Genomic DNA, 18383 nt, shown 5'->3' on the forward strand with positions numbered 1-18383 from the left:
CGGTATTCTAGCATACTTGCGGCCATGCCTCTATAGCAGTCATGCGCTGACAAGCTCCCGCATAGACTAGCTGTAATGGTAACGAATTTGTGGGGGTGAAGGTTTCCATGTCCAAAATTTTTGTCATCAGCAAAAAGCAAATCCGTCTCTTCGCCGTACTTCTCCTCGTTCTGATCTGCGCTGCAGCCTATTTGAAATGGAACAAATCGTTTGCCGCCGTCATGGGCGTTCCCGGTCAAACGAAGGTGATCCAGCTCGTTACAGGCGAATTTGAAACGCGCACGTCGGACGGCAAAAATCTCGAGGCGTACCGCTGGGATCCAGGCACGGTAATCGTGAATCAGGGCGACGAGGTGGAGCTGCGCATTTCCGGCATTAGCGGGGACACGCATCCTTTCGTCATCGAAGGGCTGGGTGTGAAGGGCCAGGTGACCAAAGGCCAGGTCACGGTCGTCCGGTTTACGGCCGAACGCAAAGGCACCTACCCGATTGTTTGCCAGACGCACGATACGATGGACCACGGCGGGCCGATGGTCGGCTATATCGTCGTACAGTAGGACAGTGACCTGCCGGATGCGGGACGCATATATAGGGGTAGAGAGAGGAGTCGTTCACGATGAATTCTTCTGCCGAGCAGCAGGGCGGCAGCTACCCCACCGCCCGCAAAATCCGGCGCGCCTGCGCAAACGAGCTGTACCGCACCGTCAAACGGCTCGGCGTCTACATCCCGAAGGAGCAAATCGAAAAGGCCGAGAAACATTATTTTGAGAAAGTGGCGCTCAACCTGCCGTGGATTCACGAAAATTACAGCAATCGCAAAAAGCTCGCCGACTGGTGGGACGACCATGTCAGCGCCGATATCGCGGACATTCTCGGCGTCGACCGCGGCAAGCTGTGCAAAGCGTTCCGCGACGCCTTCGGCGGCTGAAACGTTAAAAATCCCCTCTCGCTTCGGGCAGGCGCCATGGCGTTCATGGCGCCTGCCCGGGCGGAGGGGATCTCAGGGGAAACCCGGCATTCACGACTCGTGACGGCCGGGTTTCTTCCGTTTTGTTTGGGAATTCGTCATTCGACGCTGACATTGTGCCATAACGAGCCGATGCCTCCGCCCAGGGGGACGGAGGCCGCAATAGCCGCCGTTACATAGCGTTTGGCTTTCCTCGCGGCCTCGGGCGGCGTCAAGCCGAGCGCCAAGCCTGCGGCGATCGCCGAGGCCGTCGTGCAGCCGGTGCCGTGCGTATGCCGCGTGATGAGCCGATCAGCTTGCAGCAAAATCGGCTCCGCCGCCGGATCGGAGGCGCCGACGAGTATGTCGGTCGACTGCGGAGAGAGTCCCGTTCCGGACTCGGTTTCCTCAAGCAGATGCCCGCCCTTCAGCAGCACCCAGCGGGAACCGAACTGCAGCAGCTCGCGCGCGGCCCGGATCATATCCCCCATCGTGCGAATCGAATCCTCCGGAAGACCGAGCAGCTCGCACGCCTCCGGGATGTTCGGCGTGACGACCTCGGCGAGAGGGAGCAGCGTGCCGCGCATCGACGATAAGGCTTCCCTGCGCAGCAGCGCCGAGCCGTCCTTGGCGTGCAGAACAGGATCGACGACAACATGCCGGATGCCGTAATCGGCGATAACCTCGGCCACCGTCTCAACGATGTCCGGCGAGCACAGCATCCCGGTTTTTAGCGCATGCGCGCCAATATCGCCGAGCACCGCATCGAGCTGAGCCCGCACCGCTTCACGCGGGAGCGCGTACACGGCCTGCACGCCCAGGCTGTTCTGCGCCGTCACTGCCGTAATGGCGCTCATGCCGAACACGCCGAGCGCCTGAAACGTCTTAAGGTCGGCCTGGATACCGGCGCCGCCGCCCGAATCGGAGCCCGCGACCGTCAGCGCGCGGGGCGGAAACGCCCGGCTGGGGCCGGCGGGTCCCTGTCCGACGACTGTGCCGGGCTGGGCGAATGCGCCGGGTTGGGCGGCTGTGCCAGTTTGGGCAGCCGAGCCGATCTGGGCGGATGTGCCGGGCTGGACGGCTGCGCCGATTTGGGCGGATGCGCCGGGCTGGGCGGCTGTGCCGGTTTGGGCGGATGCGCCGGGCTGGACGTCCGCGCCGGCCGCGCCCGGCATGCCGGTTACGTCATACGTCCGCTGCGCTCCGCCGCTTGCCCCGTTATCGCTGGAGCCGTTTCGTCCGTTCATAACGACGCGATCCCCGCCGTCTGCGCAAACCGGTCCGGCGCAAACGCCGCCGAACGTGCCGCCGAAGCTTTGCCTTCCAATATATCCGCCGCAAGCGCCGCCGTGGCTGGACTGAGCAAGATGCCGTTCCGGTAATGTCCCGCCGCCATCACGATTTCCGGCCGCCCCGGTACGGGACCGATCAAGGGCCAGCCGTCGCGCGTTGCGGGACGAAGTCCAGCCCAGCTGAGCGACGGCTGTCTTCCCTCCAGAAACGGAAACAGCCGCGGCCCCCAGCGGACGAGCCGGCCAATGCCGCGCTCCGTGACGGACGCGTCGTAGCCGGCCACATCTTCGGATGCGCCGCATACGAGCGCGCCGTCCATTTTGCCGACCCAATACGCCTGACTGGAAAAGACCATGTGGCGGACGCCGCCGAACGGCACGTCGAAGGAGCAGATTTGCCCGCGAATCGGATGTACCGGAACCGGAAATCCGAGCGTTTCCGCGTACTGGCAGGCCCACGCGCCCGCGCAGATAAGCAGGCTGTCGCCTTCGACGACGCCGTAGGCGCCTGTCGTTACGGCAACGCCGCCGGCGCTTCCCGGATCCGTCAGGTCAATCGTCCCCGCACCGCCAAGCAGCCGGACGCCGAGCTTCCGGCAAGCTTCTGCGAGAGCGACGACCAGCTTCGGCGCATGGACATGACTCTCGCCCGGGCAATAAAGCGCCGCAGCCGCCTGCTTGGAGAGCAGCGGCTCGAGCTGCCGCAGCCGTTCGCCCGCCACCAGCTCCGCTTCCGCGCCGTGCTCCCGCTGCCAGGCGAGCCGGGTTTGCAGCGGGAGCACGTCCGCTTCGTGCATCGCGACCGTCAGGCTGCCCGTATGCAGCAGCTCGACGCGTTTGCCTGACGCTTCCTCGACGCGGCGGATCCAGTCGGGATAACGTCTCAGACTATCCAGACACAAGTGAAAAAAAGGATCCGGCTGCTCGGGATTTTCCGTATACGGCGCCAGCATCCCGGCCGCCGCGCCCGACGCCTGCCCGCCGAACGCGCCGGGCTCCACGACCGTGACGCGCTTGCCCCGGCTCGCGGCCTCGAACGCGCAGCTCAGCCCGATAATGCCGCCGCCCAAAATAACGACCGAAGCTGGCATGGCTCAGACGCCCCTTTCGGCTGCGGCAGCGGGCAGACCTGCTCCGGCTGCCGGCGCCGCACCGGCGTAAGCCGGGTTGTCTTTTGTCCCGGCAGCCTGAATCGTCGGCTTGGATACGCCCTCTTCCATGCTGCTGGCGGAGGCGTACCGCTTCTTTGGAATGCGCCCGGCCAGGTACGCCAAGCGGCCGGCTTCGACCGCCATCCGCATCGCAGCCGCCATTGCGGCCGGGTCCTGCGCCTTGGCGACCGGCGTATTGACGAGAATGCCGCTCGCTCCGAGCTCCAGCGCCTGGACGACGTCAACCGCGGATCCGATGCCCGCGTCGACAATGATCGGCACGCCGGCTTCCTCGGCGATCAGCCCGATGTTGTACGGGTTCAGGATGCCGAGCCCCGTGCCGATCGGCGCGCCGCCCGGCATAACCGCGGACGCTCCGGCTTCCTCCAGCCTTTTGCACAAAATCGGATCGTCCGACGTATACGGCAGAACGGTAAAGCCTTCTTTGACGAGGCGTTCCGTCGCCTTTAACGTCTCGACCGGGTCCGGCAGCAGCGTCCGCGAATTGGCACTGATTTCCACTTTAATCCAGCTGCCGAGCCCGGCCGCTCGCGCCAGCATGGCGATCCGCACCGCTTCGTCGGCGTTCGCCGCCCCCGACGTATTCGGCAAATAGGTCAGCTCCCGGTCCGCAAAATGCTGCAAAACCGAGTCGTCCTCCACTTCGTCCAGGTTAACCCTGCGGACCGCGAAGGTCACGACCTCCGAGCCGGACGCGGCCAGCGCCTGCTGCAGCACGGCCGGGCTCGGAAACCGGCCCGTTCCGAGAAACAAACGGGACAACAGGCGCTTGCCCCCTATGACAAGCGGGTCGCCAGGTCTTTTCCAATCGGTCATGTTCGTCATCCTCCTCCGACAAAATGCACCAGCTCCAGCGCCGCGCCTTCTTCGATTTTCGTCGTCTCCCAGGCTTCCCTGGCGACGATCGCTCCGTTCATTTCCACGACGATTCGTTTGCCCGCAAGTCCGAGCTGCCCGATCATTTCGGCTACGCTTCGCGAAGTCGTGCGTTCCGGACGGCCGTTCAGCCGAACCTCGATGGCGGCAGCCGGTGCCGCTTCCGTCTGCTTCGCCCGGATTTTGTGCAAAAAAGCGCGGCATGTACCGGCGGCATCCTCGCTGCCGACCACGGCCGAAACGGCGCAAATCCGGCGCGCGCCCGCCTCCAGGACGTCATCGACATTGTCCAGCGTAATGCCGCCGATGGCGACGAACGGTATGGCGACCTGCCCGGCCGCTTCCTTGACGTATGACGTCGTGACCGCCTTCCGGCCGGGCTTCGTCCCGGTCGGGTAGACCGGACCGACGCCGATATAATCGGCCCCGGCCGCTTGCGCTTCCAGCGCCTGCCCGATGCTGTGCGTTGAGATGCCGATGATTTTGCCCGGACCGAGGATGCTCCTTGCTTCGGCCAGCGGCAAATCCTCCTGCCCCAGATGGACGCCGTCGGCTTCCACGGCCAGCGCGATATCGATATGATCATTCACGATAAGCGGCACGCCGTACCGGCGCGTCAGCTCCCGCAGCGCATAAGCCTGGGCCAGCAGTTCGCGCTTCGGCGCGTCCTTCGAACGCAGCTGCACAACATCCGCTCCGCCGAGCAGCGCCTGCTCCATCACGTCCGTCACCGGACGGCCGGGATGATAATTTTCACCGGTGATGACGTACAGCTGAAAATCTTTCCAGTCCCTTTTCAACCTGTCTCGCTCCTTTCCATCCGCTGAGGCGTCAAATAACGCATGCAGACCGTCTCGGCAAGCCGCGTATCCTGCGTTCCCTGGACGAGAACGCGCCCATCCGGAAAAATAGCCAGCCGCAGCCCGTCTGGGACCGAAACGCGGATCAAATACGGGTTCGACGTCACGGCGCAGCCTGCCGATTCGAGCGTGCCCTGCAGCCGTTCCAGGTCAACGGAACGGTCCGTTGTCACCTGTACCGAATCCCGGCCGCAAATCGCGGCGCTTCGCGGAGGCAGATCGGCCGTACGGTCCGGCTCGTATTGCGGCGGTTCCGGGTAAATCCCGGCGTCGCTTTCCACGGCATCGCGCCCCGCCGGTTCCATGCCGTTTCGCTCGCGCTCAGCCGGGACCGGTTCCTTACCGGTTTGCCCATGCACAACCGCAGCTGGTTCCGTAGCAGTTCGCCCACACTCTGCCGCTCCCGGTTCCATGCCATTTCGCTCGCGCTCTGCCGCGTCCGGTTCCTTACCGGCTCTCCCGCTTTCTGTCGCGGCCGGTTCCATACCATTTCTCCCGCGCTCTGCCGCGACCGGGACCGGTTCCAAGGAACCGGCATCCTGCCCGGCCGATTCGGCCGACTTAGTACGCAGGGCCGTCTTCCGCTGCTCGATGGCGGTTTGCCCGTCCGGCAGCTTTTGTTCGGCTCGAATTGGAGCCCCCATTCCTTCTGTCCCTCGAATGGAAGCCCCCATTTCCTTGGTGCCTGGCTGGGAAGCGCTAATTTCCGCCAATCCGCAGCATGGGCAACTCGCCGACGGGCCCGGAAGCGCCGATTCATGAATGCGGAACGGCCACAGATCGGCCGTCAGCCATGTGCGGCGCAGCGCACCCCGATTTCCGCTCAACCATTTGAGCGCCTCGGCAGCCTGCAGCGCAGCGATCCATTCCACAATCGGCGAAATGACGCCGACCGTATCGCACGTATCGACCGCTTCGCCGTCCTCCGTTCCGCCGATCAGGCACCGGAGGCATGCCGTTTCCCCGGGGACAAGCACGGCGCTCATGCCCTGCGCGCCGGCAACCCCGCCGTACAGGAACGGGATGCCGAGCTTGAAGCAGGCATCGCTCAGCAGGAGCCGCGTTCGGGCGTTATCCGTCCCGTCCAGCACAAGATCGGCCCCGGCGGCCAGCGTATCCACATTGTCCTCCGTCACATCGGCAACATGCGGCTCGATGACGATTTCGCTGTTGATGCGGCGCAGCTTGGCAGCGGCGGCGACCGCTTTCGGCAGCGAAGCCAGCGCATCGGCTTCGTCGAACAGCATCTGCCGCTGCAAATTGCTCGGCTCGACAAAATCGCGGTCGACCAGGCGGACCGTGCCGATGCCGGCGCGCGTCATATGCTGGGCCAGCGAGGCGCCAAGCGCCCCGCTGCCGACAATCAGGACGCAGGCTCCGCCGAGCCGCTGCTGGCCGGCCGCCCCGATCGGGGTGAACCGCGTTTGCCGGGAATATCGGTCCGCCCATTGATCCTGGTCGGCGGCCAGGTCCGGCCGGCTGTCCGTCAGCTCGTGTTCCGGGCCCGCGGACTTCCGCTCGTTACGCATAAATCGAGCTGCCCGCCGCCTTGAACGCATCCGACTTTTCCTTCATGCCCGCTTCAATCGCTTCCTTCGTTTCCATCCCGTGCTCCGCCGCGTAATCGCGGATGTCCTGCGTAATCCGCATGCTGCAAAACTTCGGTCCGCACATCGAGCAGAAATGAGCCGATTTGGCCGCTTCGGCGGGGAGCGTTTCGTCGTGGTACGAGATCGCCCGCTCCGGGTCGAGCGACAAATGGAACTGGTCGCGCCAGCGGAATTCGAACCGTGCTTTGGAGAGCGCGTCGTCGCGGAGACGGGCGCGCGGGTGACCTTTCGCAAGGTCGGCCGCATGAGCCGCGATTTTGTACGTGATGACCCCTTCCTTGACGTCTTCTTTGTTCGGCAGCCCGAGATGCTCCTTCGGCGTCACGTAGCACAGCATCGCCGTGCCGAACCAGCCGATCATCGCCGCACCGATCGCCGAAGTGATATGGTCATAGCCCGGCGCAATGTCCGTCGTCAGCGGCCCGAGCGTATAGAACGGCGCTTCCTTGCACACCTCGAGCTGGCGGTCCATATTTTCCTTGATCAAATGCATCGGCACATGGCCGGGTCCTTCGATCATCACCTGCACATCATGCTTCCAGGCGATGTGGGTCAGCTCGCCCAGCGTATCCAGCTCGGCGAACTGCGCCTCGTCGTTGGCATCGGCGATCGAACCCGGCCGCAGGCCGTCCCCAAGCGAAAAGGAGACGTCGTAACGCTTCATAATTTCGCAGATTTCCTCAAAATGCGTATACAGGAAATTTTCCTTGTGATGCGCAAGGCACCACGCAGCCATAATCGAACCGCCGCGCGACACGATGCCCGTCACTCTTTTCGCCGTAAGCGGTATGTAGCGCAGCAGCACCCCGGCATGGATCGTAAAATAGTCGACGCCCTGCTCCGCCTGCTCGATCAGCGTATCGCGGAACACCTCCCACGACAGGTCCTCGGCTTTGCCGTCCACTTTCTCGAGCGCCTGGTAAATCGGAACCGTGCCGACCGGAACCGGCGAATTGCGGACGATCCATTCCCGCGTCGTATGGATGTTTTTGCCGGTCGACAAGTCCATGATCGTATCGGCGCCCCAACGGGTCGCCCACGTCATTTTTTCCACTTCCTCCTCGATGGAGGACGCAACGGCGGAATTGCCGATGTTGGCGTTGATCTTAACATGAAAATGCCGGCCGATGATCATCGGTTCGCTTTCCGGGTGATTGATGTTGGCCGGTATGATGGCGCGTCCCGCGGCCACCTCGTCGCGCACGAATTCCGGATCCATCCCCTCGCGTATGGCGATAAATTCCATTTCCGGCGTTATGATACCTTGACGGGCGTAATGAAGCTGCGTCACATTCCGTCCTTCCCGGGCTCGAAGCGGCTTGCGATGGAGGCCGGGAAAAATTTCGGCGCCTTTCTCGGTCGCCGTATCCTCCGAATGAAAACCGTTATCCTGCGGTAGAATCGAACGTCCCTCGTAAGCCTCGACGTCTCCCCTTTCTTCGATCCAGGCACGTCGAAGTTCCGGAAGTCCTTTGCGGACATCGCTGGAATAATCGGTATCGGTATAAGGCCCGCTGGCATCGTAAACGCGCACCGCCTCATTCGGCTCTTCGCCGAATCGCCCCGTGCTCGGGCTCAATTCAATTTCCCGCATCGGCACGCGCAGATCGCGGCGGCTTCCTTCTACATAAACTTTCCGGCTTCCCGGCAGCGGCGTCGTCAAAATGGCCATAACAAATAAAACCTCCCAAGGGTTGGATTGGAAAATCCCCCAGGAGGCTCGCAAGGTGAAATGGATGTTGTTACGAACGCCGGACTCCCAAAAAGATACGTTAGTCCGCCGATGCAAGCCCGGCGGTTTTCCGCAGCGACACTTTTCCGAAACGCGCTCTTGCCGCCGAAAGCGAAAAAAACCGCTCCGGCGAAGGAGCGGTCCATGTCGCGGTCCATCCCGCGGAAACGAAACGGTCGCTTCGTTCCCGGGTCAAGGTATTCAGGCTTAGCAGGCAATATCCGTTTGCCTCATGTCTTCGCCGAATGCCTTTCGTCGCACACGTTCCCACTTTCCTACGCTGGCATAACCCAGATCAGGTTCAAAGGGACCAAAGCGGTCAAGCGCTTTATCTCAGCCCGTGCGGGCGCCCCTAGTGGATTTCCTGGTACGACTATACCGCTGGCGGAAACGATTGTCAAGAATTGTTCGGGATCTTGTGCAGTCTAGCGGACCCTAGCTGCGCGCCAGCCGATTGGCGGACGCTCTTCTCAAGACGGGACGGACACCGCAGTACATGCCGCAAAGCCCCGCTACTGCCTGCGATGCACGCCGACCGTTTCCAGGACGTTGCCATCCAGCGTAACGGTCACGCTGTCCGTTTTAACCGTACCGTTCGTATAGGTCGCCTTGAACACAAAGGTTAGCGGACCGTCCGGCAGGTCGATGTAGCTTTCCTCCCACATTTCTCCGGTCCATGCGGTTTGTGCCGGGCTGCCGGTCTTCAGACCGACGGTCGTTCCGTTCATCGTGACTTCCACGCGCTCGGTCATCGTAGCCGTGCCGGTCTCCGTGGTTTTCGCAGCCAATACGAACTTCTCGCCGGCCCAAAAAACGTTGTACCCGCGCGGGCTGTCCTCGCTGCCGCTTGCCTGTTTGTTGTACTGCTTTCGGCGCTCATCCCACAAAACGGTATGCTTCACTTGTCCGGTCACGGACAGCGGCAGCACAGACAGCGTCTTTTCGACGATAACCGGCGCGGCTTTACCGTCCGAAACGGTCAGCTTCAGCCGATAATTGCCGGCCTTCACGCCGTTCAACACCGGGCCTGTTTTCCCGTATGGCGGCATGAGATTGTCACCGAAGGTCTGTACTTCACCGTCGGGGCCGGTCATCGTCATCTGCACGGCAAGCTTGTCGTTGTCCGGATCTTCGACCGCAAGACTGACCGCAACCGTATCGCCCTCGTAAACCGGCTTAGGCGCCCAGTCAAAATCGGCGGCCGGGGGCCGATTCGTTTCAATATAGAAAAACTTCGCCGGGCTCCAGTCGCTCCAATCGTAGCCGTCGTAGCTTCTGACCTGCACATACAGATTGACATGCTCCGGCAAATCGGAGACGGAAGCCCAAGAGACGGCATTGCCGGATTGAATGCCGGAGTCCTGCTCCAAATATCCGCCATAGCGGTAAATTTTAATCTGGTATTTAGTCTCCGGATCGGAATCCGCGTCGCCGTACGTCCACCGGAATGTCGGCCGCAGAACCGTTAGCTTGGACGGGTTGTTTGAGTCCGAACTGGCCGGGTCCGTAACGTTCGCAGCCGGAATTCGGTTCACGATTTTCACGGTTTGCACGGACTGGTCGACTTGGCCCAGATGATCCTCCACGACCTGCCGGATTTGAAACGTACCCAAGCTGCTGAACGATTTGGTCCACGTCGTTCGAGCCGTGCTTTGCAGCGTTTCGGTGCCGCCGTTTACGTTCTTGATGTAATATTCGTGCGGTAAATTCTCGCGCCCGCCGTCCTCTTTGTCGCGGGCCGTTGAATTCATCGTCACATTAACCCCGCGGTACGTCGTGCCCGGTGTAACCGTAAACCCCGCTTGCGGCGGGTCGTCAGGCGACGGAAGCGCGTTAACGGTGATGGACTTCTCCAGAAATGGACTCCACGCTTCGTACTCGTCCTTCACGGCCATCCCCACAAGATAAGTCCCTTTTTCCGTTGGCGTCACCAGTTTCGTCTGCACCGTATCGCCGGACGGCGTAACGTAATAAAACCTTTTCTCCATAATGCCCTTGGTCGCTTTATAATCGATTCCGGTGTTCTCCGTCGAGAAATTTGTTGAACTTAAGTAACGGTCCGGGTCGTGGCTGCGGTCGGTCCATTTGATCGTATGATCCGGGTTAAGTCCAAGATCGTAATCGACGACCGGAGGCCGATGCACGATCAGGTTCCTCACCGCCACATTCGATTGCTGACGATAGCTGTTAAAGGTCATCGAAGGATACGGATAATCCGGGTTCGGATCGTCCTCGGTCTTCTCCGTAATTTGGTACACGCCCACTTTACCGATTTTCGTGACGGGAGCGTGGTATAGATTCCCCTCTAGCGGCGACGGACCGGATTTCCCGTCTCCGGCATCCAGGAATTTTTCGTCCGTTTTCGTGTACGTCCATTCCGTTTTATCCGAAATGAACGGGTCGTTTTCAAGGTCGCTGCTTGTCAAGGTATATACAACCGGCTGATCGACGATGGCGACGCCGTTAACATGGGACGACGAACTAAGATCGTCCAGGTTCGCAAAGCTCATAGCCAGAAATTCGGTTTCCGGCAGCTCCGCAAACGGCCCGAACTTCCCGCCGTCATAGGTCATATCCGTCAAATCGATAACCGGAACATTGTTGACGCTGACTTTAATCCGGTGATCCAAATCGGAGACGGTGATGCCGTACGTTTGATGATCGGTAAACGGATATGGCACGGATTGCAGCACATACCGCTTGCCGCCGACTACTTTCGTCAACTGAATTTTTTCATGGTTCTGTTCGACACGATACATATTCGAGTTATCCTGGGCACCGAAGCTGAAGCCGGAGAACACATTGCCGGAAACGCTCCTATTCATCCGGATCGCGTACCGAAGCTGGATATTGTTCATCGAAGTCCCGCTCAATAATTGGTTCTGAGACAAAAGCGAGTCCGAGCCATCCCTATTGTGGGAAGTATCGTTCGGTACAATGTAAATCCTGCGTTCATGCCCAGAGAGCGAGCCGGATGTATAGAAAAAGGTGACTTCCAGTTCCCCGTTATCCAGCACATTAATGTCAGCCACACCCTCTTTGGACCCTTTTTGTATTCCCGTGGCAAGTGTTGTAACGGCCCCTGTGTCCAAATTCATTCGCTTCACGGATACGCCAGTAAAATTGGGATCATACACCGTGTAATAAAAGTTATTCCCGTTATCTAGCGTGGATGAATAGACATTAAAACTATCCGACCCGGTGCCGGCACTAGCCGCTTGATTAAACACTAAGCTTTGGAGCAGCGATAAACTGCCATCGTTTTGCAATCGATACTCCTTGATTGTCTGCCTCCCTGAAGTATCAATAGGTGTAGAGGAAAACAGCCGATTATCCACAGTCAAATTCATAAAATTCTCCCCAGAGGGCAAATGGCTGACTTTCTTGCCGGACGAAGCCTGATAAACGGTCACTGGACTGCTATATCTCTCAATAACATATTTCCCATCGCCGCTCGGGATTAAGGATTCGGGAGAAGAATAATAGCCCACTTGAATTTCAGAAGTTTTTTCTTTGTAATCGCCTGCCCCATATTCGTTTTTATCTGTCACAGGGTTATAAATGATGTATCCGTAATCCTGTGAGCCCGTACCGTCGCGATAATAAAATGAATATTGTTTTAATTGATTGTCTGACACCGCATCATCTGAATTATAAGTTGCATCGTACTGTTGGTTCTGATAAATATTTGAACTATACAGCGTTTGAATGGATGTCGGTACTTCGCTATCCCATGCATACGTAAATTTCTTTTGGTAGTTGGGATAGGCTGCGTTCTCATCGAGAGCGAAAATGGCATCCCCGTATGGCAGCGGAACATAATGGGGAGAAGCACTATCATAATGCTTCATAACAGCCCCGTCATAAATTCTGCCGTTAATCCGCATGACCGAGGACGACCGAATCGGTGTCCCTCCTGGCTTTATAAAGTCCGTAAACGTGTATTGATTGTACGTATCAAAGGTTTTACACTGTTGATCCATCCGGCAACTTGGCGAACGGGTTTCGGTATAAACCATCTGGTTTAAATAATCAACATAGACCAATCCTTCACCGTAGGTCTCCCCGTTGTTATCATGTTTCGCCACTTCAACCGCATTGTCGCCGAAACCTCCAATCGTCGACGCCGGATCTTTCGTCCATCGGTAAACACGAAGGACCTGGCATCTATTCCCACAATAACTTGTGCCAATATAATAATTGTTGTTAAGTTTAGCGTAATAACCATGGTACTCATTGTTCGTTTGAATCATCGTTACATTACTCGATGACGGCCCGAGTGACAACGAATAGCGATTCCTGTACGTTTGGGCCAGCGTAAGTGCGCCGCTGCTTGGATTTACCCCCCAGCTGGGCGGCTTCGATGCATTCCTGAAATCGCTGTTTGTCCATCCGCTTGCGGGATTCGTCAGTACGTTCGCCTTGAGCGGCACGGTCACAATCGGCTCAGGGGATTTGCTTTCCGACGAAACCTCAAACGATACGTTCGGACTGGTGTTGACCACATCGAAATCAAAATCTTTGCTGGCGTCTTTGCCCCAATCCTCTTTGACATAAACCGTCATTTTGTATTTACCGACTTTCGTCGGCGTCAGCGTAAAGTTTCGGCTGCCGTCGAGCGTCACATTGACCGCAGTCTCCTCGTCAAAATTGCCGTCGTTATCCGAATCCCGCCGATACGACACAACCGTTTTAACGATGTTGTCGCCGTCCGGACTGTACGAACGCTCCTGGAACGTTGTCGTCGCGCCGCGAATGGAGGGCGAGGCAAATTGAAGCACGGGGACGGGCGGCAGGTCCTCCAAAACCGTTAACGTCTGCTGCGCCGGTTGAAGCGATTTTAATCCGATACTGTCATACACATCCAGCTTGATGATCTCAGTACCCGGCGTCGTATAGACGTCCTTTTTGTTCGTCCATTCATCAAGGCTGTGATTAATGCTCCGGCCTGCCGGGCTGTAGCTCCGATCCGCCGTAACCGGCTCGGAAAGAGGCCGGCCTTCCACCACCTTCTCCGGCCCGTCGATGATGGGAACGGGGTTTGGCGGAAGAACGGTAATCGAGGCATACGCGGTAGCAACCGCGCCCCATTGATCGTGCATTTGCGCTTTAATCAGGTGGTAGCCGATTCCATCCATTTTAATGCTTTCATAAGACAAATACGGATGCTGCGGGTACTTCGCTGGGATTTGTTGCAGCCAGTCATCGCCGCTTCCGGCGAAATCAAAGCCGTCAAAGGTCCACGAATCGCCGTCCGGATCGTAAGGCGTCGGGATTGTGGGATTTTGGATCACAACCAGACTCAACGTTTGTCCCTCGGCAGCGGTATCGACCGGTACCGTTTCGGCATTAGGATGCACCCACGCAATTTGAAATTGCGGAGGGCGATTGGTCGTGGGCGACGTGACCTCCAACGGTTTCGGTCCGATCCAATTCGTCGTCCCGCAGCTTGTAACAATTCTCATATAAACATCATGCGTTCCGACTCCGATGACGGACGGATAGGTACTTCTCGTAAAAGAAGTCGCTGTCGTTTGCCCGTAAACATTAGGGCTTGTCCAAGAAAGACCGTTTCGTTCGATTTTGTAGTAGTGGTATTGGTAGGTACATCCTTGAAGCTGAAAATTTTTGGGCTGAAATTTAAATGGGTCCCGGAACGTGATGGTATTAGGCAGTACATCAAAATCGCCTGTAACGTCAGTTTGTGCCGGAGATTGACCGGGCGTAAACGTTCCGGACACATCGTTATTGGTTTCGTCCGATTCCGAAACGGCATTGGCGCTGTCCACATACAATTTAAACGTTTTGGAATTCGTATTCGGAAACGTGTACGAAAAAGGCAATTGGAGTGTTGCACCGCTCGCCGCACTGCTGAAGGTTTGAAGCTTTACGACGGTCCCCCGTTCATCCGTCACTTTGACATTAAATGGTGTGTTAATATTCGTCCCGTTGTTGGTAAAGGTGCCCGTAAAGGATGTCGGCTGCCCGACTTGAATGGCTGACGAAGACGAAATATTCGTCGCTTCCAAATCGGGTTTATCGGTTTGAGCCTGTTTTTTCGTATAATACAGGTTCAAATAATATTTGTCGTAAGTACCGTCATAGGTAAAGATAGGCGGACTTCCGGTTGTTAAAGTGACGCCCGAGGTCGGAGGACTGACAGTGCTTTTTTTGTAGCCCGCATAGGTGTAAGCAGCATCAGTCGCTGGCGTAATGCTTACGGGTGAGCCTTGTTGCATATCCCTACTTTGATCCGTAAAGCTGCTATCGATGTTTGCCCCATCAGTTGTATAATGGTGAACCTCCAGCTTTCCGTCTAACTGGAATTCAATGAGAATCGGAATAAAATAACGGTAAATTAACGTTGAAGGTGTACAAGTTGTTGGACAATAGTTACTACCAGGCGCATTCATATTAAAAACTTGCTTAGTAGGATAATCTAACAGGGCATCAACCGAAGCAGTAAAACTAATAGTTGATGACCCGATTCCAGTTTTATTACTGATATTGTAATTCTTTATATTTGTGCTTATAAAATTTTGATACTGCCGATAGCTCGCATCACCAGCCCGTGACCGATTAAATAAGTCAGTGGAATCTGCTTGATAATCATATTTTGAAATAATGACATTGCGAACCTTGCGCCCTGGAAACGAAAAAGTATATGGAAAAGTAACATTCGGCGTGGAACCGGGACCCACTTTTGCAGGGTCCCATGTCCCATCGTTTTTACTCCAAGCCTCGTAATACATAAACGCCACAGCAAAATACCGGGCTTGACCGAATTGATTTTTATCAAGTATCGTCTGAACACTCGCATTATCTCCAAGTGCCGCTTCCGCTTGAATAGGAGCCACAAGTGGAATAATTCCTACAAGGATCAAGAATATAAGTAGTAAATTTAAACATCGTTTCACAGCATCACCTTATTTAAACGGATTAACTAGTAGAACAGGATCGGAACTTCTATCCGTGATATCAGCCGTCATTCCAATATAGTCGGCATCGCTAATCTTAAATTTATCGTAATGATCATCCTTAATTGTTTCTCGATCTGTCCAATCAACAACAGAATAATAATGAATTCGAAACGCATCGATAGATTCGCGTAAATTTGGAATTTCGGGGCGAAACCTCATCGTGTAATCTTTCACATAATCTTTTTTAATAAGATAAAAAAGATTAACCCCCATCGCACCACCTTGCGTAGTCGTATATTTGATGAAAGAACTGCCGTCTGTAGCTTTCACAAGATCCATTCGGTAGTAAACGGATTCACCAATTATGACCGGAAAATCCTCACCCTTTAGGATGTAGGCATTCGTAGCCGGGATGCCGTAAACATTTAACATCGACTCACTCCCTCTAAAATAAGGTCGGAATGGATCAACATTGACTTCTTTAGCAATATCCTTGGCGTTAGGAATGTCTTCATTTCCAACCCAAACGAATCGCGCAACCGGATCCCAGCGAACGGGCAATCCGAGTCCTTCGCTTATCACCCGTATAGGCACGAGCGTCCTTCCTTTGATAACCGTGGCCGGTTGAACGAGCAGTTGTGCTTTACCGTTAATGGTTGCGTCTTTCGAGCCAATGTTCAATACAAGCTGCTTATCGTCCTTCGTGATCGTAATTCGTTTCCCATCGAGATGAACGGAAGCGCCGAATTTCTGCGCAACAAAACGAATCGGTACCAGAACCGTTCCATTTACAATGATCGGATCAACATCAGACGCAAGTTTTCTTGCGTTGTACAAAACTTTGATCGGCAGATCGGATTTCACGATTTTTATCGGTGCACCTGCATTTGCCACTCCAACGGACAGTAGCGAAGACAATGCCAACAGCGTTGCAATTATTTGTTTTTTCATCTAAAGACCTCTCCCTTGATTTCGAATAGTTCTTCTATCGGTTATCTGTTCGGCACATTCTACCCTCTCTCGCCTCGTCCCGGCATAAAAAACAATAAAAAAAGCACCGTCAGCAAGCTTAAACAAGCCTGCAAACAGGTGCTTCCTGTTTCCATGGAATGGTACAATTACGAAATCTATTTCCAATTATAGTGCCACATGCGGCAAAAATTCAAGACCTGTTTTTAAAGTTGTTCCCCGCTTTCGCGAAGCAGCTCCAGCCAGCGGTCGGCGGAATGGCGCCAGGTAAAATGCTTCTCCACCCGCGCCCTGCTCTGCTGTCCCATGCTGTTTCGCAAAGCGTCATCCTTCAGCAGGGTGAGCAGCCGGTTTTTCAGTTCCTCCCGGAGGTGCTCCGGATCCACCAGGTAACCTGTAACGCCGTCCACGATAATTTCCTTCATGCCTCCCGCGCGGGTCGCGACAACCGGGAGCCCGCAGGCCATCGCTTCCACGTTGACGAGGCCGAAGGCCTCCCGCCGGTCCGACGGCACGGCGGCGACGTCTGCTCCCAAAAACCAGTCCTGCACTTTGGAATGCGGCACATAGGGAACGAATTGCACATGTTTGCGCATCCGGTTTCCCATGCGATGGAGCTCGCGCACGTATGGTGTTTCTCTCCGGGAGCCGTAAAAGGCTCCGCCAACGATCACCAGCAGCACGTTCGGATGTTGGGCGATCAGCTCGGGCATGATCGACAGCAGATGATGAACGCCCTTGATCCGCCGCAGCCGGCCCATGAATAAAATGACGTTTCTGCCCTTCCAGCCCCGGGCTTCCCGAAGCTGATCGCGGCGGGCCTTCCCCTGCCCACTGTATTGCGATATGAACCGCCCGGTATCGACACCGGGATAGACGACCCGCAGCTTATGCGCAATTTCCGGCGCCTGCGAAGCGACCGTATCGCGCAAAAATTCGCTGTTCACGATAATCCGCTCGGCTGCCCGGAAGCTTCGTTTCAAGGTCGCCGGCCGAATCGCCTTCCGGCTGATAAACGTTACGGAGTGCAGGTGAAGCCACAAACGGCTTCCGGGCCGGATCTTTTTCAATTTCAGCAGCAGCCCGGGCCGGTTCTCGACCTGCGTAACGGCTGGATTGTACTGTTTCAGCGAACGGCCGACCTTCAGGACATACCGGCTCTTGTCCCCTGCCGGATAACGCACGCACACCGCGCCGCCGAGCATCCCTTTCCTGCGCAGTGACGCGCCCAGTCTTCCGTAAATCCGCGCCTCGATCGTTGGAACGAGCAGCGGGACGAATTTTTCCACGACGCGCTCAACGGAGCCGCTATTCGGGGAAGGCAGCGGAAACGCCCCCGGCGTCACGAAGGCGATTTTCGGTCGCGACGGCATGCCAACAACCAACTCCTCTCTTCAACAGAAAGCTTGTTGCTATAGCATACGCAGCAGCGTGCGCCGCCGAATCCGGCATTGTCCCATCATTTGCTTCTTGGTCGCGCACAAAAGGACACTTCTTCGTATTTTGAGCCATATCCCTGTATTATCCAATCGGTCCGTCAGCCAGATCAGATGAAAAAAGTCAAAGGATTTGCATGCGGCACGCCGTCCGTTCGATGCCCCGGCCAGTAACAGCAGACTGCCTTTACGAATGCCTTTACGAATGCCTTGCCGCCTGTTTGCCCGCCGACCACGCCGTGCCCGCAATTAATGCGAATACATAGGGACCCAGATAAGCCCCGCTGAGCAAAAACAACGGCTTCCGCAGAAAGCCGTGCACTTCCGTTAAATAAACGGTGCCGTGCAGCAGCGTCAGCAGCACGCTTTTGGCCGAGAGCACGAACAAAATCAGAAAGCCGAGCGCCGCAGCGCCGTCGACGATTGCCCGGGCGGTGCGGTTTAAACCGCGCAGCCAAAGGAGCAGCAGGCCTGCCGCAGCGAAAACGCATGTTAATAAAACCGTCATCGTTTTTTCACCCCCATTGCCAGCATGCGCCTCCGTCCGTTTCCTTAAACATGATGGAATAG

The 18383-nt window shown here is 56.7% G+C and carries 12 protein-coding genes and 1 riboswitch; of the genes, 2 read left to right on the plus strand and 10 right to left on the minus strand.

Annotation, left to right across the window (positions count from 1 at the left end; translation table 11 throughout):
* Positions 1-107 precede the first annotated feature (107 nt).
* Both PD282_RS20090 and PD282_RS20095 read left to right on the plus strand, forming a co-directional pair.
* On the plus strand, positions 108-557 hold the full coding sequence (locus PD282_RS20090; RefSeq protein ID WP_274652573.1) for a cupredoxin domain-containing protein: 450 nt from the start codon (positions 108-110) through the stop codon (positions 555-557).
* 59 nt (positions 558-616) lie between these two features.
* The gene (locus PD282_RS20095) at positions 617-928 is read left to right on the plus strand and encodes a dehydrogenase (RefSeq protein ID WP_274652574.1); all 312 of its coding nucleotides are present in this window, start codon (positions 617-619) and stop codon (positions 926-928) included.
* Between the two features lie 137 nt (positions 929-1065).
* Here PD282_RS20095 and thiD read toward each other — a convergent pair whose 3' ends face one another.
* The 10 genes from thiD to PD282_RS20150 form a co-directional block, all read right to left on the minus strand.
* On the minus strand, positions 1066-1887 hold the full coding sequence (gene thiD, locus PD282_RS20100; protein WP_274655348.1) for a bifunctional hydroxymethylpyrimidine kinase/phosphomethylpyrimidine kinase: 822 nt from the start codon (positions 1885-1887) through the stop codon (positions 1066-1068).
* Positions 1888-2189: 302 nt separating this feature from the next.
* Entirely contained in the window at positions 2190-3329 is a 1140-nt protein-coding gene (gene thiO / locus PD282_RS20105) for a glycine oxidase ThiO (protein WP_274652575.1), read from the minus strand.
* 3 nt (positions 3330-3332) lie between these two features.
* Complete coding sequence (locus tag PD282_RS20110) at positions 3333-4226, minus strand: thiazole synthase (RefSeq protein ID WP_420832314.1); 894 nt, start codon at positions 4224-4226, stop codon at positions 3333-3335.
* 5 nt (positions 4227-4231) lie between these two features.
* Entirely contained in the window at positions 4232-5086 is an 855-nt protein-coding gene (gene thiE / locus PD282_RS20120; protein WP_338045208.1) for a thiamine phosphate synthase, read from the minus strand.
* A complete protein-coding gene (locus PD282_RS27395; protein ID WP_338045209.1) occupies positions 5083-6675 on the minus strand; it encodes a ThiF family adenylyltransferase in 1593 nt (530 codons plus the stop codon). Before PD282_RS27395 ends, thiE begins: the two co-directional genes overlap by 4 nt.
* Complete coding sequence (gene thiC, locus PD282_RS20130) at positions 6668-8428, minus strand: phosphomethylpyrimidine synthase ThiC (protein WP_274652577.1); 1761 nt, start codon at positions 8426-8428, stop codon at positions 6668-6670. The genes PD282_RS27395 and thiC overlap by 8 nt, the downstream gene beginning before the upstream one ends.
* Before the next feature lie 315 nt (positions 8429-8743).
* Positions 8744-8852: riboswitch (TPP riboswitch) on the minus strand.
* Between the two features lie 148 nt (positions 8853-9000).
* Positions 9001-15345 (minus strand): CARDB domain-containing protein, encoded by a 6345-nt coding sequence (locus PD282_RS20135; protein ID WP_274652578.1) that lies wholly within the window; start codon positions 15343-15345, stop codon positions 9001-9003.
* 69 nt (positions 15346-15414) lie between these two features.
* Positions 15415-16359 carry a copper amine oxidase N-terminal domain-containing protein gene (locus PD282_RS20140; protein ID WP_274652579.1) on the minus strand — a complete coding sequence of 315 codons (945 nt, stop codon included), beginning with the start codon at positions 16357-16359 and terminating at the stop codon, positions 15415-15417.
* A gap of 224 nt (positions 16360-16583) precedes the next feature.
* Positions 16584-17750, minus strand: a complete 1167-nt coding sequence (locus tag PD282_RS20145; RefSeq protein ID WP_274652580.1) for a glycosyltransferase family 4 protein — start codon at positions 17748-17750, stop codon at positions 16584-16586.
* Between the two features lie 262 nt (positions 17751-18012).
* Positions 18013-18321, minus strand: a complete 309-nt coding sequence (locus tag PD282_RS20150; protein WP_274652582.1) for a hypothetical protein — start codon at positions 18319-18321, stop codon at positions 18013-18015.
* Positions 18322-18383 lie beyond the last annotated feature (62 nt).

This window comes from Paenibacillus humicola (assembly GCF_028826105.1).
Lineage (GTDB): Bacteria > Bacillota > Bacilli > Paenibacillales > Paenibacillaceae > Paenibacillus_Z > Paenibacillus_Z humicola.